This window comes from Microbacterium sp. bgisy203 (assembly GCF_057706945.1).
Genome location: NZ_JBYIPF010000001.1, coordinates 231,631 through 250,896 on the forward strand (window position 1 = coordinate 231,631; position 19,266 = coordinate 250,896).

Annotated in this window: 22 protein-coding genes, 2 tRNA genes and 1 pseudogene; 11 read left to right on the forward strand and 14 right to left on the reverse strand. The window is 70.3% G+C overall.

What is annotated here, in order from left to right; all coding sequences use genetic code 11:
- The first annotated feature begins 50 nt into the window (after positions 1-50).
- The 3 genes and pseudogenes from AC3ENQ_RS01080 (at position 51) to AC3ENQ_RS01090 (ending at position 3,394) form a co-directional block, all read left to right on the forward strand.
- On the forward strand, positions 51-1,265 hold the full coding sequence (locus AC3ENQ_RS01080) for a mechanosensitive ion channel family protein (RefSeq protein ID WP_431800862.1): 1,215 nt from the start codon (positions 51-53) through the stop codon (positions 1,263-1,265).
- Positions 1,262-1,666: a globin gene (locus tag AC3ENQ_RS01085; protein WP_431800864.1), complete on the forward strand. Its 405-nt coding sequence runs from the start codon at positions 1,262-1,264 to the stop codon at positions 1,664-1,666. The genes AC3ENQ_RS01080 and AC3ENQ_RS01085 overlap by 4 nt, the downstream gene beginning before the upstream one ends.
- Before the next feature lie 48 nt (positions 1,667-1,714).
- Positions 1,715-3,394 (forward strand): annotated as a pseudogene (locus tag AC3ENQ_RS01090) (FAD-binding dehydrogenase).
- A 19-nt stretch (positions 3,395-3,413) separates the two neighbouring features.
- Here AC3ENQ_RS01090 and AC3ENQ_RS01095 read toward each other — a convergent pair.
- Positions 3,414-4,082: a DUF8185 domain-containing protein gene (locus AC3ENQ_RS01095; protein ID WP_431800866.1), complete on the reverse strand. Its 669-nt coding sequence runs from the start codon at positions 4,080-4,082 to the stop codon at positions 3,414-3,416.
- A gap of 124 nt (positions 4,083-4,206) precedes the next feature.
- Between AC3ENQ_RS01095 and AC3ENQ_RS01100 the strand changes: the two genes are divergently transcribed.
- Entirely contained in the window at positions 4,207-5,052 is an 846-nt protein-coding gene (locus tag AC3ENQ_RS01100) for an acyl-CoA thioesterase (protein WP_431801719.1), read from the forward strand.
- A gap of 51 nt (positions 5,053-5,103) precedes the next feature.
- Here AC3ENQ_RS01100 and AC3ENQ_RS01105 read toward each other — a convergent pair whose 3' ends face one another.
- The 4 genes from AC3ENQ_RS01105 to ssb form a co-directional block, all read right to left on the reverse strand.
- Complete coding sequence (locus AC3ENQ_RS01105; protein ID WP_431801720.1) at positions 5,104-5,565, reverse strand: acyl-CoA thioesterase; 462 nt, start codon at positions 5,563-5,565, stop codon at positions 5,104-5,106.
- A 49-nt stretch (positions 5,566-5,614) separates the two neighbouring features.
- A complete protein-coding gene (gene ettA, locus AC3ENQ_RS01110) occupies positions 5,615-7,294 on the reverse strand; it encodes an energy-dependent translational throttle protein EttA (RefSeq protein WP_431800868.1) in 1,680 nt (559 codons plus the stop codon).
- Positions 7,295-7,324: 30 nt separating this feature from the next.
- Positions 7,325-7,819: a DUF6993 domain-containing protein gene (locus AC3ENQ_RS01115; RefSeq protein WP_431800870.1), complete on the reverse strand. Its 495-nt coding sequence runs from the start codon at positions 7,817-7,819 to the stop codon at positions 7,325-7,327.
- 73 nt (positions 7,820-7,892) lie between these two features.
- Positions 7,893-8,468, reverse strand: a complete 576-nt coding sequence (gene ssb, locus AC3ENQ_RS01120) for a single-stranded DNA-binding protein (protein WP_431800872.1) — start codon at positions 8,466-8,468, stop codon at positions 7,893-7,895.
- A 258-nt stretch (positions 8,469-8,726) separates the two neighbouring features.
- Between ssb and AC3ENQ_RS01125 the strand changes: the two genes are divergently transcribed.
- Positions 8,727-8,969: a DNA mismatch repair protein gene (locus AC3ENQ_RS01125; RefSeq protein ID WP_431800874.1), complete on the forward strand. Its 243-nt coding sequence runs from the start codon at positions 8,727-8,729 to the stop codon at positions 8,967-8,969.
- A 42-nt stretch (positions 8,970-9,011) separates the two neighbouring features.
- On the opposite strand, the gene yczR is transcribed toward AC3ENQ_RS01125, so the two are convergent.
- Positions 9,012-10,442, reverse strand: coding sequence for a MocR-like transcription factor YczR (gene yczR / locus AC3ENQ_RS01130; RefSeq protein WP_431800875.1), 1,431 nt, complete (start codon positions 10,440-10,442; stop codon positions 9,012-9,014).
- 62 nt (positions 10,443-10,504) lie between these two features.
- Between yczR and yczE the strand changes: the two genes are divergently transcribed.
- Positions 10,505-11,125 carry a membrane protein YczE gene (gene yczE / locus AC3ENQ_RS01135; protein ID WP_431800877.1) on the forward strand — a complete coding sequence of 207 codons (621 nt, stop codon included), beginning with the start codon at positions 10,505-10,507 and terminating at the stop codon, positions 11,123-11,125.
- Here yczE and AC3ENQ_RS01140 read toward each other — a convergent pair.
- Together AC3ENQ_RS01140 and AC3ENQ_RS01145 are read right to left on the reverse strand one after the other, a co-directional pair.
- Positions 11,112-11,321, reverse strand: a complete 210-nt coding sequence (locus tag AC3ENQ_RS01140) for a methyltransferase (RefSeq protein WP_431800879.1) — start codon at positions 11,319-11,321, stop codon at positions 11,112-11,114. The two genes, yczE and AC3ENQ_RS01140, sit on opposite strands and share 14 nt — an antisense overlap.
- A 107-nt stretch (positions 11,322-11,428) precedes the next feature.
- Positions 11,429-11,500: transfer RNA gene (locus AC3ENQ_RS01145), tRNA-Arg, on the reverse strand.
- A gap of 59 nt (positions 11,501-11,559) precedes the next feature.
- Between AC3ENQ_RS01145 and orn the strand changes: the two genes are divergently transcribed.
- The 5 genes from orn to AC3ENQ_RS01170 all read left to right on the forward strand — a co-directional run bounded on the left by orn (position 11,560) and on the right by AC3ENQ_RS01170 (position 13,456).
- Positions 11,560-12,183 (forward strand): oligoribonuclease, encoded by a 624-nt coding sequence (gene orn, locus AC3ENQ_RS01150; RefSeq protein ID WP_431800881.1) that lies wholly within the window; start codon positions 11,560-11,562, stop codon positions 12,181-12,183.
- A 34-nt stretch (positions 12,184-12,217) separates the two neighbouring features.
- Positions 12,218-12,293, forward strand: a tRNA-His gene (locus tag AC3ENQ_RS01155).
- A 25-nt stretch (positions 12,294-12,318) separates the two neighbouring features.
- On the forward strand, positions 12,319-12,669 hold the full coding sequence (locus AC3ENQ_RS01160) for a metallopeptidase family protein (protein ID WP_431800882.1): 351 nt from the start codon (positions 12,319-12,321) through the stop codon (positions 12,667-12,669).
- Positions 12,669-12,968, forward strand: a complete 300-nt coding sequence (gene clpS, locus AC3ENQ_RS01165) for an ATP-dependent Clp protease adapter ClpS (RefSeq protein WP_488185845.1) — start codon at positions 12,669-12,671, stop codon at positions 12,966-12,968. Before AC3ENQ_RS01160 ends, clpS begins: the two co-directional genes overlap by 1 nt.
- Positions 12,965-13,456 (forward strand): DUF2017 family protein, encoded by a 492-nt coding sequence (locus tag AC3ENQ_RS01170; RefSeq protein WP_431800886.1) that lies wholly within the window; start codon positions 12,965-12,967, stop codon positions 13,454-13,456. Before clpS ends, AC3ENQ_RS01170 begins: the two co-directional genes overlap by 4 nt.
- Positions 13,457-13,494: 38 nt before the next feature.
- Here AC3ENQ_RS01170 and AC3ENQ_RS01175 read toward each other — a convergent pair whose 3' ends face one another.
- The 6 genes from AC3ENQ_RS01175 to gatC all read right to left on the reverse strand — a co-directional run bounded on the left by AC3ENQ_RS01175 (position 13,495) and on the right by gatC (position 19,208).
- Positions 13,495-14,073, reverse strand: a complete 579-nt coding sequence (locus tag AC3ENQ_RS01175) for a zeta toxin family protein (RefSeq protein WP_431800888.1) — start codon at positions 14,071-14,073, stop codon at positions 13,495-13,497.
- Positions 14,057-14,374 carry a hypothetical protein gene (locus tag AC3ENQ_RS01180; RefSeq protein ID WP_431800890.1) on the reverse strand — a complete coding sequence of 106 codons (318 nt, stop codon included), beginning with the start codon at positions 14,372-14,374 and terminating at the stop codon, positions 14,057-14,059. The genes AC3ENQ_RS01175 and AC3ENQ_RS01180 overlap by 17 nt, the downstream gene beginning before the upstream one ends.
- 22 nt (positions 14,375-14,396) lie before the next feature.
- Positions 14,397-15,656, reverse strand: a complete 1,260-nt coding sequence (locus AC3ENQ_RS01185) for a DNA polymerase IV (RefSeq protein WP_431800892.1) — start codon at positions 15,654-15,656, stop codon at positions 14,397-14,399.
- Positions 15,657-15,841: 185 nt separating this feature from the next.
- Positions 15,842-17,356 (reverse strand): Asp-tRNA(Asn)/Glu-tRNA(Gln) amidotransferase subunit GatB, encoded by a 1,515-nt coding sequence (gene gatB, locus AC3ENQ_RS01190; RefSeq protein WP_431800894.1) that lies wholly within the window; start codon positions 17,354-17,356, stop codon positions 15,842-15,844.
- Positions 17,356-18,912, reverse strand: a complete 1,557-nt coding sequence (gene gatA, locus AC3ENQ_RS01195) for an Asp-tRNA(Asn)/Glu-tRNA(Gln) amidotransferase subunit GatA (RefSeq protein WP_431800896.1) — start codon at positions 18,910-18,912, stop codon at positions 17,356-17,358. Before gatA ends, gatB begins: the two co-directional genes overlap by 1 nt.
- The gene (gatC, locus tag AC3ENQ_RS01200) at positions 18,909-19,208 is read right to left on the reverse strand and encodes an Asp-tRNA(Asn)/Glu-tRNA(Gln) amidotransferase subunit GatC (protein ID WP_431800898.1); all 300 of its coding nucleotides are present in this window, start codon (positions 19,206-19,208) and stop codon (positions 18,909-18,911) included. Before gatC ends, gatA begins: the two co-directional genes overlap by 4 nt.
- Between the last annotated feature and the right edge of the window lie 58 nt (positions 19,209-19,266).

Below are 19,266 nucleotides of genomic sequence, written 5' to 3' on the forward strand. Positions count from 1 at the left end.
GGCACCGGCGCACAGACACGACCGAGGAGAGGGCGCATAAGATCGGCTCGATGTCGAACGTTCCTGTCGTGACCGAGACCCCCGCCGCCGACGCAGATCCGACGATCTGGTCGCAGATCATGGCGGGGCTCTTGGCGCTGGGGTGGAATCTGCTGGCGATCGTGGCGATCCTCGTCGGCGCCATCCTCGTCTCCTGGATCCTGCGCCGAGTCATCGATCGCGTCGTCAAGCGCATCGTCGAGGGCGCCAAGATCAAGGCGAACGTCGATGACACGCAGGCGCTCGAACGGTCGCCGCTGGCGAGCGTCCGCGTGGTGCAACGGACGCGGACGCTCGGATCGATCCTGCAGAACATCGTCAACGTGACGATCGTCATCATCGCGCTCATGCTGATCGTCTCCGTCATCAACCCCGACGCGCTCGGCTCGCTGACGCTCCTGACCGCCGCGATCGGCGCGGGTCTAGGTTTCGGCGCCCAGAACATCGTCAAAGACGTCCTCAACGGCATCTTCATCGTCGCCGAGGACCAGATCGGCATCGGGGACGTCGTCGACCTCGGACTCGCGACCGGGATCGTCGAGTACGTCGCGATCCGAGTGACGCACGTCCGCGATGTCAACGGCACGCTGTGGTACGTCCGCAACGGCGAGATCACCCGTATCGGCAACATGTCGCAGGGCTGGTCGCGCGTCATCATCGACCTCGCCGTGGCCACGGATGCCGACATCGACGACGTCGAGCAGGCGATGCTCGACGCGGCGAAGTCGCTCGCGAAAGACCCCAAGTGGCGTTCGCGCATCATCGAGCAGCCCGAGGTGTGGGGTCTCGAATCGATCAGCGGCGATTCCCTCGTCATCCGCCTCGTGATGAAGACGCGCGCGAACGCGAAGGACGATGTCGCACGCGAGCTGCGCATGCGGTTGAAGCGCACGATCGACGAGCTCGGCGTCACGCTCCCGCACCTCAACACGGTCATGCTGACGGGATTGGAAGGCGCCCAGCGTGTGCGCGGCGCTAACCCGCCGCGCACCAAGCCGACACCGGTGACTGCGCAGGGCGCTCCGCAGACGAAGACGAAGAAGGGCGCGACGAAAGCCCCCGCGAGAGGCGCGAGGCCAGACGCGCGTCCCCTGTGGCGCCCCAAACGAACGGATGCGGCGCCCCCGTCCGCGCCGAGCACTTCGCCCCCGAGCACTCCGCCGCCGACGACTCCTCCGCCGGTCGCGCCGCCCGAGTCCGAGACCCCGCCGGAGGAGACCTCATGACGGATGCCCAGCCGCTGAGCTTCTACGACGAAGTGGGCGGTCACGACACGTTCGTCCGCCTCGTCGACGCGTTCTACCGCGGGGTCGCCACCGACCCCGTGCTGAAGCCGATGTACCCCGAAGAGGATCTCGCGGCCGCCGCCGAGCGGCTGACGCTGTTCCTCGAGCAGTACTGGGGCGGACCGACGACGTACAGCGAGACCCGCGGCCACCCGCGCCTGCGCATGCGGCACCTCCCGTTCCACGTGAATCCCGACGCCCGCGACAGGTGGCTCCTGCACATGCGCGCCGCCGTCGACGAGCTCGAACTGCCACCCCTCCACGAGGCGACGCTGTGGGACTACCTGCAGCGGGCCGCGTACGCGATGGTGAACACGTTCGAACCCACCCCGAAAACCTGACCCGCCCCGATCGCCCGCACTGATCACCGTATCGACGAAGGAGTCGCCGTGACCGCCATACCTCCGCACCCGAACATCCACCATGCCGATGTGCTCGTCATCGGATGGGGGCTCGCGGGGCTCGTCGCGGCCGCGGAGGCATCCGCCGCCGGCCGGAGCGTCGTGATCGTCGACCAGGAGCCGCGCACGAACCTCGGCGGGCAGGCGTTCTGGTCGTTCGGCGGCCTCTTCTTCATCGACTCCCCCGAGCAGCGACGGATGGGCATCTCCGACTCGCTCGAGCTCGCCCGGCAGGACTGGTTCTCGACGGCCGGCTTCGACCGCGACGATGACCACTGGCCGCGCCGGTGGGCGGAGGCGTACCTCGACTTCGCCCACGGCGAGAAGCGCGCGTGGCTGCGCGAGAAGGGCGTGGGGTTCTTCCCCGTCGTCGGCTGGGCCGAACGGGGCGGCTACACGGCCCTCGGGCCGGGCAACTCCGTCCCCCGGTTCCACATCACCTGAGGCACGGGCCCCGGGCTCGTCGCGCCCTTCCAGGCTGCCGTGGAGCAGGGTGAAGCGGAAGGACGCGTCACGATCCTTCCGCGCCACCGCGTGACGACGCTCACGACGGCGGACGGCACCGTGACGGGCGCGACGGGCGACATCCTCGCGCCGTCGGGGGCGGATCGCGGCGTCGCGACCTCCCGTGAGGTGGTCGGCGGGTTCGAGGTCGTCGCCGGGGCGACGATCGTCTCGTCCGGCGGGATCGGCGGCAACCACGACCTCGTCCGTGCGCAATGGCCCGAGCGACTCGGCGCCCCGCCCCAGAGCATGATCACCGGGGTCCCCGCGTACGTGGACGGCTCGATGCAGCCGGTGTTGGCCGCAGCGGGGGCGCGCCTCATCAACGGCGACCGGATGTGGCACTACGTCGAAGGCATCCAGAACTGGGACCCGATCTGGCCGCAGCACGGCATCCGCATCCTGCCGGGCCCGTCCTCGCTGTGGCTCGACGCCACGGGCGAGCGCCTCCCCGTGCCGCTCTTTCCGGGGTTCGACACGCTCGGCACGCTCGCTCACCTGCGGAAGACCGGCCACGACCACTCGTGGTTCGTGCTGTCGCAGAAGATCGTCGAGAAGGAGTTCACCCTCTCCGGCAGCGAGCAGAACCCCGATCTGACGGGCAAGGACGTTCCGCTCCTCGTGAAGTCGCGCCTCGGCAAGGGCGCGGCGAGCCCGGTACAGGCCTTCCTCGACCACGGCGCCGACTTCGTCGTCCGGCGTACGCTCGACGAGCTCATCGCGGGCATGCAGGCGCTTCCCGGCGGCGAGGCGCTGGATGCCGACCGCGTGCGACGCGAAGTGGAGGCGCGCGACCGCGAGCTGGACAACGACTTCACGAAGGACGCGCAGGTCGCGATGCTCCGCTCCGCGCGGGCGTATCGGGGCGACAAACTCATCCGTACCGCCGCACCGCACAAGATCCTGGACCCGGCGAACGGTCCGCTCATCGCGGTGAAGCTCCACATCCTCACCCGGAAGTCGCTCGGCGGCATCGAGACGGATCTGTCCTCGCGTGCGCTGGGCGCCGATGGAGCGCCGATCCCCGGGCTCTACGCGGCGGGCGAGGCGGCCGGGTTCGGAGGGGGTGGCGTGCACGGATACCGCGCGCTCGAGGGGACGTTCGTGGGCGGATGCCTGTTCTCCGGCCGTATCGCCGGCCGCGCGGCCGCCGCGGGCGTCTGAGGCGGGTTCCCCGCCGCGATCAGACCGCGCCGGTCGTGCGAACGGCGGTGAGACCCGACCGCACGGTCTGACGCACGAGCACGTGCCCGCGTGCGAGGCTGAGCCGCGTCCACGGCCCGGCCCGGCGGATCACGGCATCCTCCTCGCCGGCGATGAAACCGAGCGCGAACGCGGCGAATGCGGCTCCACGCGGCAGCCCCGTGAGCTCGTCGTCCGCCTCACCCCAGACCGCCGACCGCACGGCGTGGACGGCGTCGTCACCGGCATCCTTCGGCACCGCCTCGGCGACGGCCGCGATGCCCCACTGCGCACGCGCAGCGAGGGTGGCGGCGGGGAGCGCACCCACCTCGCTCCAGCCCGCACGCGGCGGTGAGACGCCCGCCCACGGCGCCGTGACGGCGACATCTGGAAGCGTGATCGCGAGCGGATCGTCGGATGCCTGCAACGTCGACGCGTCGACGACGAGATCGCACACGAGCTCCGGATCGGTCCGGACGACGCGCATGCCGACGACCGTCGGGGTCGACTCGAGGAGCGTCCGCGGCGCGAGAGGCGCCGAGGTGAGCGCCATCGCCCCGTCGCGGGCCTGCAGGCGCACGGATCCGTCGCCGAGTGAGACGGCCCGCCCCGCGAAGACGAGAACGTCGGAGACGGTGGCGGGATCGGGGAAGAGGAGGCGCTGCGACATCCGCCCTAAACTACCAAGCGAGCCCGCGCACGCGGAGCGCGCCGCAGACAGGAGCACCGTGACCGACGCCGACCCGCACCGCGACGAGACCGATGTCGCGGCTCCGCTGGACACCGTCGGTCTCATGCTCGACGTCCTCGACCTCGACGCGAGCGCGGCACGGACCACCGAGGACATCTTCACCGGCGCGTCCTACCCCATGCCGACGGGGCGCGTGTTCGGCGGCCAGGTGCTCGCCCAGGCGATCGCCGCCGCCGATCGCACGACGGGTGACGACCGCGTGCCCCACTCGATGCACGGATACTTCCTGCGCCCCGGCGACGCCACCCAGGGGGTGACGCTGTCGGTCGACCGCATCCACGACGGCCGATCGTTCTCCACGCGACGCACGCAGGCCTACCAGAACGGCGTGCCCATCTTCTCGATGATCGCCTCCTTCGAGCGCGAGGACCCGGGCCTCGAGCACCAGTCGACGCCACCCGAGGGCGTCGCATCTCCCGAAGAGGCGCTGCGCCGCTCCAGCGGAAGGATGCTCCACCCGCTGTCGCAGCGCCTGCTCGACGACAGCGCGATCGAGGTCGTCCACGCCGAGGGGCCGATCTACGAACGGGTCGAGGGACCGCACGTCGCGTCGCAGAACGTGTGGATGCGTACGCGCCGCCCGATCGGCGACGATCCGGTCGTGCACCGCACGGTCCTCGCGTACATGAGCGACCTGACCATCCAAGAGCCCGTGCTCCGGGCGCACGGCATCGCGTGGGCGCACCCGGGGCTCAAGGTCGCGAGCCTCGACCACGCGATGTGGTGGCACCGCTCCGCGCGGGTGGACGAGTGGCTGCTCTACGCGCAGGAGTCCCCCAGCGCACTCGGCGGACGCGGGCTCGCGAGCGGCCGCATCTTCACGCGCGAGGGCGAGCTGGTCGCGACCGTCGCGCAGGAGATCATGATCCGGGTGCCCGAGACGGCCTGAGCGGTCCGCGGGATCTGTGCGTGAGTCCGTGCCCCTGCGTGTAGGTCCGGGTCAGCGGCGTCGGAACGTGACGGGCTCGCCGACGTAGGGGGCCCAGGCCTCCCGCATCGCGTCGCTGAGGCGCGACGGACGGAACGTCTGAGCGTCGACGAGCACCACGGTGGAGGATGCCTTCGCGTACAGCGTCTGCGGGTCATCACCCGCCGGGCTGTAGACCTCGTAGTACACCTCGACGCTCGATCCGCCGAACCTGCCGAACCACAGCTGGACGTCGAGGGGCTCGCGACGGTAGGGCACCGGCGCGAGGTACTCGATCTCCTGGTGTGCGATGAGGGTGAGAACCGCGGCATCCGTGCCGACGTCGATCACCGCGGTCTCGGGGGCCTCGTCGCCGACGACGGGCGTCCAGAAGACGCGCACGCGTGCCTCCTCGAGGAGTTTCAGCATCGTCGCGTTGTTGACGTGGTTGAACGCGTCGAGGTCGCCCCATCGGAGGTGGATGGGGACGTGCATGCGGCGCCCGGCGGGTTCGTTGCCGCCGGGCGCCTCGTGCTGCGTTCGGTCAGTCACGCGTCAGCTTGCGGTGCGTCGAGCGATGCGGGTTCGCCGCGTCGGGACCGAGGCGCTCGATCTTGTTCGCCTCGTACGCCTCGAAGTTGCCCTCGAACCAATACCACTTGTCGGGGTCTTCGTCGGTGCCCTCGTACGCGAGGATGTGCGTCGCGATGCGGTCGAGGAACCACCGGTCGTGGGTGATGACGACGGCGCAGCCGGGGAATTCCAGCAGCGCGTTCTCGAGCGAGCTCAGCGTCTCGACGTCGAGGTCGTTCGTGGGCTCGTCGAGAAGCAGCAGGTTGCCGCCCTCTTTGAGCGTGAGCGCGAGGTTCAGACGGTTGCGCTCACCGCCGGAGAGGACGCCGGCCTTCTTCTGCTGGTCGGGTCCCTTGAACCCGAACTTCGACACGTACGCGCGCGAGGGGATCTCGGTCTTGCCGACCGTGATGATGTCGAGACCGTCCGACACGACTTCCCACAGGGTCTTCTGCGGGTCGATGTTGGCGCGGCTCTGGTCGACGTAGCTGATCTTCACCGTCTCGCCGACCTTGAGGTCGCCGCCGTCGAGCGGCTCGAGGCCGACGATCGTCTTGAAGAGGGTCGTCTTGCCGACGCCGTTCGGACCGATGACGCCCACGATGCCGTTCGGCGGAAGGCTGAAGCTCAGTCCGTCGATGAGCGAGCGGTCGCCGAAGCCCTTCTGCAGCTTCTTGGCCTCGATGACGACGTTGCCCAGGCGCGGACCGGCGGGGATCTGGATCTCCTCGAAGTCGAGCTTGCGCGTGCGCTCGGCCTCGGCGGCCATCTCCTCGTACCGCTGCAGGCGCGCCTTCGACTTCGTCTGGCGACCCTTCGCGCTCGAGCGCACCCACTCGAGCTCGTCCTTCAGGCGCTTGGCGAGCTTGGCATCCTTCTTGCCCTGGATGTCGAGACGCTCGGCCTTCTTCTCGAGATACGTCGAGTAGTTGCCCTCATAGCCGATGAGCCGGCCGCGGTCGACCTCGGCGATCCATTCGGCGACATTGTCGAGGAAGTACCGGTCGTGGGTGATCGCGATGACCGCGCCCTTGTACGACTGGAGGTGCTGCTCGAGCCACAGGACGCTCTCGGCGTCGAGGTGGTTGGTCGGCTCGTCGAGGAGCAGGAGGTCGGGCTTCTGCAGCAGCAGCTTCGCGAGTGCGACGCGGCGACGCTCACCACCTGAGAGCTTCGTGACAGGCTCGTCGCCCGGCGGCGTGCGCAGGGCGTCCATCGCCTGCTCGAGCTGCGAGTCGAGGTCCCACCCGTCGGCGGCGTCGATCTCCTCCTGGAGGACGCCCATCTCGGCGAGGAGGGCATCGAAGTCGGCGTCGGGGTCGGCCATGAGCGCAGAGATCTCGTTGAACCGGTCGAGCTTCGCCTTGATGGCGACCCCGTCCTGGATGTTCTCGAGGACGGTCTTGGTCTCGTCGAGCTCGGGCTCCTGCATGAGGATGCCGACGGTGTAGCCCGGCGTCAGCTTGGCCTCGCCGTTCGACGGCGTGTCGAGCCCGGCCATGATCTTGAGGATCGTGGACTTACCGGCGCCGTTCGGACCGACCATGCCGATCTTCGCGCCCGGCAGGAACGACATCGTGACGTCGTCGAGGATCAGCTTCTCGCCCACTGCCTTGCGGGCGCGGACCATGGAGTAGATGTATTCGGCCATAACGAGCCAAGTCTACGCGGGCGGCCGGGCTCACCAGTCGATCGGGCGCGTCTGTCCCACCAGGCACGTGCCGCTCGGCGTCAGCGGCAGCACGAGCGCCGTCGGCACCGGCGTCGAGGGGCCCACCTGACCGACCAGGCACTCCTCCCCCCACTTCACGGAGAACTGGATGGAGTCGGCGGGGTTCCCGACCGTCGTCTGATCGTTCGTGACCTCCATGGCGGCTTTGTCGAAGCCGGCGGCGACGAGTGCGTCGACGTACGCGCGGCCCTGCGCACGGGCGTCGGTGGCAGCAACCTGGTCCATGACCGCGGTGAACAGCGGGAGGTTGTCGGCCGCCGACCCGTCGGGTACGAGCACCGGTCCGGTCGGGGTCGGGGTGGCGGAGGGGGCCGGCGCGGCCGTCGACGCCGATGTCGACGGCGACGGCTCGGGCGTCGGGGTGCAGCCCGCGAAGAGGAGGATGCCGGCGACGACCGCGACTGCCGTCATGCTGCGGAGCGGGCGGGAGGCGGAAGGACGCACCCGTCGAGTCTAGGTCAGCACCCGAGCGCGTCCGGCCGCCCCGCGCGGCCGCCGGGGCAACGCTCATCCTCGCTCAGAACGGCGTCGTGTCGCTGCCATCCGGAGCGTCCCAGCCTCCCTCTCCGACACCCGCCGCGGCTCCGACGAGCGCGCCGGCGCCGTCCCGAACGCCGGTGCCGTCGCCCGCGGGGTCGCCGCTGGTGCCTGCGGTCGGGGCCGGCGACGATCCGGGCGCGGCCCACCCGGTGCTCTCGGAGTGCGACGGGTGGACGCCACCGCTCTGCGCCGCGCCGCTCATCTCGGCATCCTTCTCGAACGTGGTCGTGCCGAACAGCAGGTCGGGACCGACGGCGGTGGCATCGAGGTCGGCGCTCACTCCCGAGCGGCCGTTGGCCTCCCATTCCTTGAGGCGAAGCCGCCCGGCGACGATCACGCGCTGACCCTTCGTGAGCGAGGCGAGCGCATGCTCGGCGAGCTTGCGGTGCGTCGAGACGCGGTAGAAGTTCGTGTGCACGTCGATCCATCTGCCGCCGTCGAGTCGCCGTTCGGTGCTCGCGACGGTGAACGTGGTCATCGCGGCGCCACTCGAGGTGGTTCGCGGTTCGGGGGCGGCCGTCAGGTTTCCGGTGACGACGATGACGTCTTGCATGGTGGTGATCCTTTCGATGGCGGGCCGCGGAATGGCGGTGACGCGGTGGGCGTCTGCTCCGGCGCCCGCGTGCCCGTTCGGACGCCGGAGCACTGCTCATCCTGTCGTCGCGTGGACCGGACATGGCCGGAGAGGGGCCGATCTGTGGATGGATCCCGAAATCGGTCACCTGGGGAGGAGGCGATGAGATCGTCCGCCGCACGCGATGTCGGAGGTCGCACCTATGTTCGAGGCCGGAACGATTCAGGAGGTGATCGGATGACCATCGGAACGGTGCCCGCGCCGACGGTACGCGGCGTGGTGCTGCGGGCCGTCTCGGCGCATCGGTGGCGTGTCCTCGACCGGATGGGACGCGTCATCGGCCATCTGCGCGCGGAATCGGAGCGACGCGGCGTGCGCTTCTACGCGGAGCGGTTCGATCTCGCCGGTGCGCGCATGCGCGAGCTCGGCGCGTTCTGGAGCGCCGACGAAGCCGTCGACTGTCTGCGGTACCTGCGGTGAGGCGTGGGGAACCGGCGCGCGACCCGGCGATCGGACGGGGGCTCAGACGAGCGCGTCGAACACCTCGCCCCCGATCGTCGGCGCGGCCGCGAGGACGTCGGGCCACAGCTCCGCGAGCACCGCGACGCCGCGGGCGAGGTCGGCGGTCGGGGCGGTGAAGGGAATGCGGAGATGACGGTCGTGCGCGCCGTCGACGGCGAATCGAGAGCCGGCGGACAGGTACACGCCACGGGAGCGGGCCGCGATCACGAGACCGGAGCCGAGCGGCGCATCGAGTTCGACCCACATCGCGACGCCGCCGGCCACGTCGGGTACCCGCCATGACGGCAGCGACGCCTGGAGCGCTGCCATCAGCGCGTCACGCCCCGCGCGCAGGACCGACGCGCGCTGCTCCAGGACGTCGGGCATGCGCTCCATCACCCGCACCGCCACCGCCTGCTCGAACTCGGGCGTTCCGAGGTCCCTCGGCGGTCGGGCCGCGATGAGGCGTGCGATCAGCTCGGCATCCGCTCTCACCCACCCGATCCGGAGGCCTCCCCACGCCGTCTTGCCGAGAGACCCGACGCGCACGACCCCCGCCCCGGCACCCATTCCCGGCGCGGCCACGCGCGCGGTGTCGATGTCGTCGATGGCGAGGTCGGCGGTCGTCTCGTCGAGCACGAGGATCGTGCCGGCGCGCGCTGCCGCGTCCGCGATGACGCGCTCGTCGTCGGGCGTCATCGTGCGTCCGGTCGGGTTCTGGAAGCGCGGCATCAGGTACGCGAGCCGCGGACGGGTGTGGGCGAACGCCTGCACCGCGCGATCGAGGTCCCACCCGCCCGACGTCGAGACGGGCACGCCCACGAGGCGTGCACCCGCTGCGCGCAGCGCCTCGGCGGCGTGCGGATAGGTGGGCGTCTCGATGAGCGCGCGATCGCCGCGACCGAGCAGGGTCTCGGCGAGCAGGTGGAGTGCGGACTGCGCACCCGTGGTCACCAGGATCTCGTCGGCCTCGGTCGGCAGTCCGGTGGCGCTGTAGCGCGCCGCGATCGCCGTGCGGAGTGCGAGGGAGCCCCGCCCGTCGTACCCCGACCGCGCGACGAGGGTCGCGGCATCCGCGGCGACCTCGCTCATCACGCCCGCGAGTCCCGGCCAGGCCGCGGGGCTCGCCTGCTGCAGGTCGATCGCTCCCTCGACGGCATCCACACGCCCGGGTTCACGCACCGGGCGGGGCAGCGTCACACTCCCCGAGCCGCGGAGACTCTCGATGTGCCCGGTGTCGCGGAGGCTGCGATAGGCCGCCGCCACCGTCGTGCGGCTGAGCTGGAGTACCGCGGCGAGCTCCCGCTCGGCGGGAAGCGCCGTGCGCGCGGCGATGCGGTTGTCGAGGCACAGCAGGCGGATGCCGTCGGCCAGCGCCTCGTAGGCCGGTTCGCGCGTGCGCCAGCCGCCGAGCGCATGGGCGAGCGAGCGCGCGGAGATACGGGAGTCCATCGGGCCACGATAGCCGAATTGGACTGTTCAGCAAGGTCCAATTCCTCACAAGTGTTCCGGACATGACCCTCCGCATCCTCCGGCTCCTCGTCGGCCTCATCGCGTTCGGCGCCGGGTGCGCCGTGATGGTCCGCGCGGGCATCGGCCTCGACCCGTGGACGGTGTTCGCGCAGGGCATCGCGCTGCAGACGGGCATCGGAATCGGATGGGTGACGAACATCCTCGGATTTCTCGTGCTGCTCGTTTGGATTCCACTGCGTCAGCGCCCCGGCGTCGGCACCGTCGCGAACATCCTGCTCGTCGGCACGAGCATGCAGGCGACACTCGCGGTGGTGCCCGCTGTCGAGGGCTTCGCGCTGCAGCTCCTGACCTTCATCGGCGGCATGCTCGTCGTCGCGGTCGCCTCCGGGCTGTACATCGGCGCGGACTTCGGTCCCGGCCCTCGCGACGGCCTCATGACCGGCATCCACGCGCGCTTCGGCACGCCCATCTGGGCGGCGCGGTTCGGGGTCGAGGCGACGGTCCTCCTCGCCGGATGGCTGTTGGGCGGCACCGTGGGGATCGGCACGGTCCTGTTCGCGGTCGGCATCGGACCGCTCGTCGACCGCACGCTGCCGCTGCTGGATCACCGTCGCGGTCTGCGTGGACGCGCGGCCATCGCCGCCGTCGTCAATGCTCGGTGAAGCGCGGCCAGTCGGACCCCGCCGGCAGATGCCCGTGCAGCGCGCTCTTCGCGATCTCCATCGTCGGATACGTGCCGAGGCTGCTGTCGGCGTCGGCGATGGTGGCCGTGTAGCCGTCGTCGCCGCGGCGGATCGTTCCGACGACGCTTCCCTCCGAGCCGTAGGCGACCCACAGACCCGATGTCGATGTGCTCATGGTGACTCCTTCGTCGATTCGACGGTACGCCGCCGAGCGCACTCGCGCCAGGGACGCACCGGCGCGGCGAGATGTGGCGACGCACGGCGTCGAGAACGAAGAGAGTGTGCCCCCGGCAGGATTCGAACCTGCGACCAACGGATTAGAAGGCCGTCGCTCTTCCACTGAGCTACGGAGGCGCCCCTCCAGCGTACTGTCACCACCCGCCGTGTCGGAGCCGCTCGTTAGGATGATGATCATGGTGAACGCCGCGGAGAACGACCGACTCGTCTGGATCGACTGCGAGATGACGGGCCTCGACCTCGAGGTGGACGAACTCGTCGAGATCGCGATCATCGTGACCGACTTCGAGCTCAACCCGCTCGATGAGGGGTACCAGATCGTCATCAAGCCCGACGACTCCGCGCTCGAGCACATGAACGACTTCGTCACCGAGATGCACCGATCGTCGGGTCTTCTCGACGAGATCCCGGGCGGCGTCAGCGTCGCCGAGGCGGAGTTCGAGGCGCTCGAGTACATCCAGCGCTTCGTCGTCGAGGGCAAGGCCCCGCTCGCCGGCAACACGATCGGCACCGACCGCATGTTCCTCGCGAAGTACATGCCACGCCTCGACCGCTGGCTGCACTACCGCAACGTCGACGTCTCGAGCGTCAAGGAGCTCGCCCGCCGCTGGTACCCGCGCGCCTACTTCAACGCGCCCACCAAAGACGGCGGACACCGCGCTCTCGCCGACATCCGCGAATCGATCCGCGAACTCGCCTACTACCGCCAGGCGGTCTTCGTGCCCGAGCCCGGCCCCACGAGCGACCAGGCGCGCGCGGCAGCCGAAGCGGCCGTGTCGTCATACGCCTCCGGCGTGTAATAGAATCGTCTGGTTGCCCGGAAACGGGAGCATGGTGGCTATAGCTCAGTTGGTAGAGCACCGCGTTGTGGTCGCGGGGGTCGCGGGTTCAAGCCCCGTTAGCCACCCCACTCACTTCCCCGTCGGGAGGTTCGCATGATCGAGATGGATGCCGAGGCGTTCGACGCCCTCGTCACGGACGAACTTGATCTGCTCCCCGACGAGATGATCGACGGACTCGACAACGTCGTGTTCGTCGTCGAAGATCGCCCCGAAGACGGGTCGCTCGACCTGCTCGGACTCTACGACGGGCTGGCGCTCACCGAACGCGACCGCTACGGCATCGGCGAGCTCCCCGATCGCATCATCGTCTACCGCGAACCGCACCTGCACGTCTGCGACGACGTCGCAGAGCTCCGCGACGAGGTGCACACCACCCTCGTCCACGAGATCGCGCACTTCTACGGCATCGACGATGCGCGTCTGCACGAGCTCGGGTGGGCATGATGGATGCCGTGGCCGCGACCCTCCCCCTCGAAGACCTCGACCTGGACTCGGCATCCGCCACGTCCGGCCCCTGGCAGACCGTCGTCTGGAACGACCCGGTCAATCTCATGAGCTACGTCGCGCACGTCTTCCGTACGTACTTCGGCTTCTCCCGGGAGCGGGCGCAGGCGCTCATGCTCGCCGTGCACAACGATGGTCACGCCGTGGTCGCGGAGGGCGCGCGAGAGCAGATGGAGCTGCACGTCCAGGCGATGCACGACTACGGGCTGTGGGCGACGGTCCGCGAGGCCGGCGCATGAGCGCAGTGGTGCTGGAGCTGTCGGTCATCGAGGCGGCGCACCTCTCCGACCTCGTCGCGCAGTTCCAGACGCTCCTCGACGAACCGATCGACGACGAGCGGATGGATGACTCCGCTCTGGCTCGCCTGGTGCCCGATGCCTATCGCGACGATGTCGATGCCGCGAGCGAGTTCCGCCGCCTCACCCAAGACGATCTCCTGGACCGCCGCCGGGACGATGCCGCCACGGTCGCCGCGACGCTCCTGTGCGACGGCGAGATCCTCCGGCCCGACGCCGTCACCGAAGAGAACGCGACGGACGAGTTCGAGATCACCCTCGATGATGCCGCGGTCTCCGCGTGGCTGCGCACCCTCACCGCCCTCCGCCTGGTCCTCGCGACGCTCCTCGGCATCGCAGACGACACCGACCGCCTCGATCATCCCCGGTTCGGCATCTACAACTGGCTCGCCTACCGCCTCGAGGGGCTGCTCGAGGCGATCGACGACTGAGCGTCCGCGCGGGCAGGCGTCATCGTGGCGCGCTCAGTTCACGGCACGTCGACGACGATGTGGGCATGTGCGAGCGGGTCGTCGTCGGCGAGGTGGCGCGTCTCCTGCGCCGCCCAGCGGTCCCAATGCGGGCGATACGCGTCGCCGTCGCGTCCCAGCGCTCTCGCCCGGCGCTGCGGCTCGGGCGATTCGAGCCACACCGTCACGGAGGCGAGGGGCGCCGATTCGGCCGTCAGCACACCCGCTCCCTCGACGATCAGCGTCCGGTCGGCGGGCGTGACGACCTCGTCGCCGGGAGCAGAACGCGCCCAGTCCCACCGACGCCACCGCGCCGCGCGGCCCGCACGGATCGGGGCGATCACCTCGGATCGTGCACGGCCGGCACCGTCGGCCAGACCGTCCCACCCGGGATAGATGTCGTCGAGCGCGACGACTTCCGCCCCGCCCGGGAGCCGCTCGGCGAGCATCGCCGCGAGGGTCGTCTTGCCCGACCCGGAGCGACCATCGATCAGGATGATCGCGGGGCGCGCGGAAGCATCGAGCGCGGCCACGGCATCCTGCACCCCCGCGGCCGCCCGCTCTAACGCGGCACCGACCTCGTCAGCGCTTGAGTGCACGGATGACGCGACTGAGAGCGCGTCCGGCGACCCAGATGAACGGGATCCCGACGGCGAGAAGCGAGATGATGTTCGGCTCGAAGCGCAGATCGTCGCCCTTCCGGATGTACGCGCCGATCGGGGCGGCGTAGCCGCCGCCCCCGCCGCCACTCCCCTCGGGGCTCTCACCGGCCCCGAAGCCGCTCCACGAGATCGCGACGGGCACGAGGCGCACCCCGTCGACGTCCTGCTGTTCGCCGTAGACGCTGTTCACGCCGAGCGATGCGGTCTGCTTGCCGAGTTCCAGTGCGAGGTTGGGCATGCCCCCACCGTAGCCGCTGCGGTCAGCTCTCGCGAGGGAGTCGGGGGTTCGTCGGCAGCGCCCCGACGTCGCGGCGCGGTCCGAGCACGCTCGCCCGGGTGACCGCGCCGCCGCCGAAGCGCTCGCGGGCGTCGTCGAGCGCCGCGTCGACGCGGCGCCAGTCCTCATCGTCGTCCCACAGGGCGAGCGCCGCGCCCCCGCCGGGACGCAGCTTCTCGGCCCGCACGCCGATGAGCCGCACCGGCTGCGAGAGCTCCACGGCGTCGAAGAGCCCGATCGCGACGTCGCCGATGCGCTGGCCGACGTCCGTCGGCTCCGGGAGCGTGCTCGCGCGCGAGATGGTCGTGAAATCGGCGTACCGGAGCTTCAGCGAGATCGTGCCGGCTTCCCACCCGCCGCGGCGCAGGCGCCCGGCGACCCGGTCGGCGAGCCGGCGCAGCTCGCTGCGCAGCATCGCGGCATCCGCCACGTCTTCGAGGAACGTCTCCTCGTGACCGATGCTCTTCTCGGTGCGCTCGGTCTCGACCTCACGGGGATCGTTCCCCTGCGCGAGCTGCCAGACACGCGCTCCGCCGGCGCGTCCGAGCGCGCGCTCGATCACGGGGCGGGGCGCGGCGAGGATGTCGGACACGTACCGGATGCCGCGGCCCTCGAGCGACTCGGCGGCCTTCGGTCCCACGCCCCACAGGGCGCGCACGGGGAGACCCGCGAGGAAGGTCTGCGTCTCGGGGGCGCTGACGATGAGCAGTCCGTCGGGCTTCGACAGCGTCGACGCGATCTTCGCGACGTGTTTGGTCGCGGCGACGCCGACGCTCGCGACGAGCCCCGTCTCCTCGCGGATGCGTGTGCGGAGCCCCCGCGCGATCTCGCCGGGACTCCCCCATAGTCGCCGAGCTCCGGACACGTCGAGGAACGCTTCGTCGATCGAGAGCGGCTCGACGAGCGGTGTGATGTCGTGGAAGATCCCCATCACCTGGCGCGAGAGCGCGGCGTAGCGCTCGAAGTGCGGCGGAACGACGATCGCCGTCGGGCACAGGCGCAGCGCCTGGGCGACGTTCATCGCGGAGCGGACCCCGTACCGGCGGGCCTCGTACGTCGCACTCGAGACGACGCCGCGGCCCTCCATGCCGCCCACGATGACCGGCTTTCCGGCGAGCGTCGGGTCGTCGAGCACCTCGACCGACGCGTAGAACGCGTCCATGTCGACGTGGAGGATGCGGGTGCCGGTGTCGTCGGCATCCGGCGCCGACACGCGCCTGCCCGATCCGTCGCCACGACCCACACCCCCATTGTCCCCCACCCCACCGACACCGCTCCCTTCCCGCGCGCACACTCCCGCGAGACCGCCTGTTCTCGACGAGACCCGCGCTTCTTGCGGCGGGTCTCGTCGAGAACAGCGGGTCTCGGGGAGTGGAGGAGCGAACTCGGTGTCCGGGCGCTGCGCGAGCGCGGCAGCGCAAGGCTGCGTCAGCCGGCGGCGCGCTCCAGGATCAGTTCGCGGACGCGCGCGGCATCCGCCTGACCCTTCATGGCCTTCATGACCGCGCCGATGACCGCACCGGCGGCCTGCACCTTGCCGTCGCGGATTTTCGCGAGGACGTCCGGCTGCGCCGCGAGGGCCTCGTCGATCGCCGCGATGAGCGCACCGTCGTCGGAGACCACGGCGAGTCCACGGGCGTCGACGACCTCCTGCGGCGTGCCCTCGCCGGCGATGACGCCCTCGAGCACCTGGCGGGCGAGCTTGTCGGTGAGGGTCCCCGCGTCGACGAGCTGCTGCAGGGCGGCGACGGATGCCGGCGAGACGAGCGACGAGGCCTCGACGCCCTGCGCGTTCGCGACGCGCGAGATCTCGCTCATCCACCACTTGCGCGCGGCCGCCGGTGAGGCTCCCGCCGCGACCGTCGCCTCGACCTCGTTCAGCAGACCCGCGTTGACGACGCCCTGGAAATCGATGTCCGCGAAGTCCCAGTCGTTCTTCAGCCGCTTGCGGCGCACCGCCGGAGGCTCGGGGAGCGCAGCGCGGAGGCTCTCGATGAGCTCCACGGGAGGCGCGACCGGAAGAAGGTCGGGCTCGGGGAAGTACCGGTAGTCGTCGGCATCCGACTTCGGGCGCCCGGGCGAGGTCGTACCGGTGTCCTCGTGCCAGTGCCGGGTTTCCTGCGTGATCGCACCGCCGGCGGCGAGGATCGCCGCCTGACGCTGGATCTCGTAGCGGACGGCCCGCTCGACCGAGCGCATCGAGTTGACGTTCTTCGTCTCGGTGCGCGTGCCGAGCTTCTCCTGCCCGCGGGGACGGAGCGACACGTTCGCGTCGCAGCGGAGGTTCCCGCGTTCCATGCGCGCCTCGGAGATGCCGAGCCCGATCACGATGTCGCGGATCGCCCGGACGTAGGCGGCGGCGAGCTCGGGGGCGCGGTGCTCGGCGCCGAAGATCGGCTTCGTGACGATCTCGACGAGCGGGACGCCGGCACGGTTGTAGTCGACGAGCGAGTACTCCGCGCCCTGGATGCGGCCCGTGGAGCCTCCGACGTGCGTGAGCTTGCCGGCGTCCTCTTCCATGTGCGCACGCTCGATCGGGATGTCGAACGTGGTGCCGTCGGAAAGCTCCACCTCGATGCGTCCTTCGAACGCGATCGGCTCGTCGTACTGCGAGATCTGGTAGTTCTTGCCGAGGTCGGGGTAGAAGTAGTTCTTCCGCGCGAACCGGCTCGAGGGCGCGATCTCGCACCCGAGCGCGAGACCGAGGCTGATCGAGTAGCGGACCGCCGTCTCGTTGACCACGGGGAGCGCACCGGGAAGACCCATGTCGACCGGGGCGACGAGGGTGTTCGGGCCCGCGCCGTGGTTCTTCTCGTTCGCAGGATTCGGGGCGGCCGAGAACATCTTGGTCTCGGTGTTGAGCTCGACGTGCACCTCGAAGCCGAGGACGGGCTCGAAACGTTCGAGCGCCTCGTCGAAGTCCATCAGGGCATCCTTCGCCATCAGCGGTCCCCTCCCTGCGTGTTCCCCTGCGATCTCCCCGAGCTCGACGCGGCACCCAGCTCGGGCGCCCGGTCGAGGAGCGGTCCCCCCCACTGGTCGACGAGGAGCGCCTCCAGCGCCGCCCCGACGCGGTAGAGCCGGGCATCCTCGCGCGCGGGCGCGACGAACTGGATGCCGACGGGCAGCCCGTCCTCCTCCGCGAGCCCGGACGGAATCGAGATGCCGGGGACGCCCGCGAGGTTCACCGGGATCGTGGTCACGTCGTTGAGGTACATCTGGATCGGGTCGTCGACCTTCTCGCCCAGACGGAACGCGGTCGTCGGGGCGGACGGCGTCGCGATGACGTCGACCTGGGCGAACGCGTCGGCGAAGTCGCGCTGGATGAGGGTGCGCACCTTCTGGGCGCTGCCGTAGTAGGCGTCGTAGTAGCCAGCCGACAGCGCGTACGTGCCGAGGATGATGCGGCGCTTGACCTCGTCGCCGAAGCCGACGTCGCGCGAGCGCGCCATCACGTCTTCGACGGTGCCACCCGGAACGTCGACGCGGAGCCCGAAGCGGACCGAGTCGTACTTCGCGAGGTTGCTGGATGCCTCGGCGGGGAGGATCAGGTAGTACGCCGCGACCCCGTACTCGAAGTGCGGGGCGCTGATCTCGACGATCTCCGCGCCGTGCGCTTCGAGGAGCGCGAGCGACGCGCGGAAGGACTCCGCGACGCCCGGCTGGAAGCCCGTGTCGGGGAGTTCGCGGATGACGCCCACCTTGAGCCCGGCGAGGACCCCGCCCGTCGCGCCCTCGCGCGCGGCGGCGGCGAAGGAGGGCCAGGCATCCTCGAGGGAGGTCGCATCGTGCCGATCCCACCCACCGATGACGTCGTGGAGGAGAGCCGCGTCGAGGACCGTGCGCGCGACGGGCCCGACCTGATCGAGGGAGGATGCCAGGGCGATCGCGCCGTAGCGGCTCACCCCGCCGTACGTGGGCTTGATGCCGACGGTGCCGGTCACGTGGGCGGGCTGGCGGATCGAGCCGCCGGTGTCCGAGCCGAGGGCGATCGGCGCCTCGAACGCGGCGACGGCGGCGGCCGATCCACCGCCCGAGCCTCCCGGGATGCGGTCGAGATCCCACGGGTTGCGTGTCGGCCCGTACGCCGAGTACTCGGTCGAGGAGCCCATCGCGAACTCGTCCATGTTCGTCTTGCCGAGAGGCACGAGACCGGCCGCACGCGAGCGGGCGACGACCGTGGCGTCGTACGGCGACATGAAGCCCTCGAGGATCTTCGATCCGCTCGTGGAGGGCATGTCGGTCGTGACGAGGACGTCCTTGATCGCGAGGGGCACGCCGGCGAGTTCGCCGAGGTCTTCTCCGTCGGCGCGACGACGGTCGATCGACGCCGCGACGTCGAGGGCGTGGTCGCTGACGTGGAGGAAGGCGTGCACGTCGCCGTCGACGGCGGCGATCCGGTCGAGGTGCGCCCGGATCGCCTCGACGCTCGACACCTCACCGGAGGACAGCTTCGCGGCGAGGTCGGCCGCGGACAGGCGGGTCAGGTCGTCGCTCACTGCTCTTCTCCGAGGATCGCGGTGACCTTGAAGCGGTCGTCGGTCGCGTCAGGGGCGTTCTGCAGCACCTGTGCGACGGTGAGGGTCTCTCCCACCACGTCGGGACGGAAGACGTTCTCGAGGGCGATCGGGTGGCTCGTCGCGGGGACGTCGGGGGTGGCGACCTCGGACACCTTTGCGATGTTGTCGACGATCACGGAGAGCTGGCCGGTGAGCCGCTCCACCTCGTGGTCGTCGAGCTCGATCCGGGCCAGCACGCCGAGATGGCGGACGAGATCAGGGGTGATTTCAGACACCCCGATACTCTACCGGCGCACCCGCGGACCCCTCGAACGCCCCTGCCCGGGGCGCACG

What these genes read in the sequence shown, in the direction of transcription:
- AC3ENQ_RS01105 (WP_431801720.1), bottom strand. Translation starts at nt 5,565, where the DNA reads ATGCACGTCCCCATCCACCTCCGATGGGGCGACCTCGACGCGTTCAAC.
- AC3ENQ_RS01180 (WP_431800890.1), bottom strand. Translation starts at nt 14,374, where the DNA reads ATGCCCAACCTCGCACTGGAACTCGGCAAGCAGACCGCATCGCTCGGC.
- ssb (WP_431800872.1), bottom strand. Translation starts at nt 8,468, where the DNA reads ATGCAAGACGTCATCGTCGTCACCGGAAACCTGACGGCCGCCCCCGAA.
- yczR (WP_431800875.1), bottom strand. Translation starts at nt 10,442, where the DNA reads ATGGACTCCCGTATCTCCGCGCGCTCGCTCGCCCATGCGCTCGGCGGC.
- AC3ENQ_RS01095 (WP_431800866.1), bottom strand. Translation starts at nt 4,082, where the DNA reads ATGTCGCAGCGCCTCCTCTTCCCCGATCCCGCCACCGTCTCCGACGTT.
- clpS (WP_488185845.1), top strand. Translation starts at nt 12,669, where the DNA reads ATGGATGCCGTGGCCGCGACCCTCCCCCTCGAAGACCTCGACCTGGAC.
- gatB (WP_431800894.1), bottom strand. Translation starts at nt 17,356, where the DNA reads ATGGCGAAGGATGCCCTGATGGACTTCGACGAGGCGCTCGAACGTTTC.
- orn (WP_431800881.1), top strand. Translation starts at nt 11,560, where the DNA reads ATGGTGAACGCCGCGGAGAACGACCGACTCGTCTGGATCGACTGCGAG.
- yczE (WP_431800877.1), top strand. Translation starts at nt 10,505, where the DNA reads ATGACCCTCCGCATCCTCCGGCTCCTCGTCGGCCTCATCGCGTTCGGC.
- ettA (WP_431800868.1), bottom strand. Translation starts at nt 7,294, where the DNA reads ATGGCCGAATACATCTACTCCATGGTCCGCGCCCGCAAGGCAGTGGGC.
- AC3ENQ_RS01085 (WP_431800864.1), top strand. Translation starts at nt 1,262, where the DNA reads ATGACGGATGCCCAGCCGCTGAGCTTCTACGACGAAGTGGGCGGTCAC.
- AC3ENQ_RS01170 (WP_431800886.1), top strand. Translation starts at nt 12,965, where the DNA reads ATGAGCGCAGTGGTGCTGGAGCTGTCGGTCATCGAGGCGGCGCACCTC.
- AC3ENQ_RS01100 (WP_431801719.1), top strand. Translation starts at nt 4,207, where the DNA reads ATGCTCGACGTCCTCGACCTCGACGCGAGCGCGGCACGGACCACCGAG.
- AC3ENQ_RS01080 (WP_431800862.1), top strand. Translation starts at nt 51, where the DNA reads ATGTCGAACGTTCCTGTCGTGACCGAGACCCCCGCCGCCGACGCAGAT.
- AC3ENQ_RS01140 (WP_431800879.1), bottom strand. Translation starts at nt 11,321, where the DNA reads ATGAGCACATCGACATCGGGTCTGTGGGTCGCCTACGGCTCGGAGGGA.
- AC3ENQ_RS01125 (WP_431800874.1), top strand. Translation starts at nt 8,727, where the DNA reads ATGACCATCGGAACGGTGCCCGCGCCGACGGTACGCGGCGTGGTGCTG.
- AC3ENQ_RS01160 (WP_431800882.1), top strand. Translation starts at nt 12,319, where the DNA reads ATGATCGAGATGGATGCCGAGGCGTTCGACGCCCTCGTCACGGACGAA.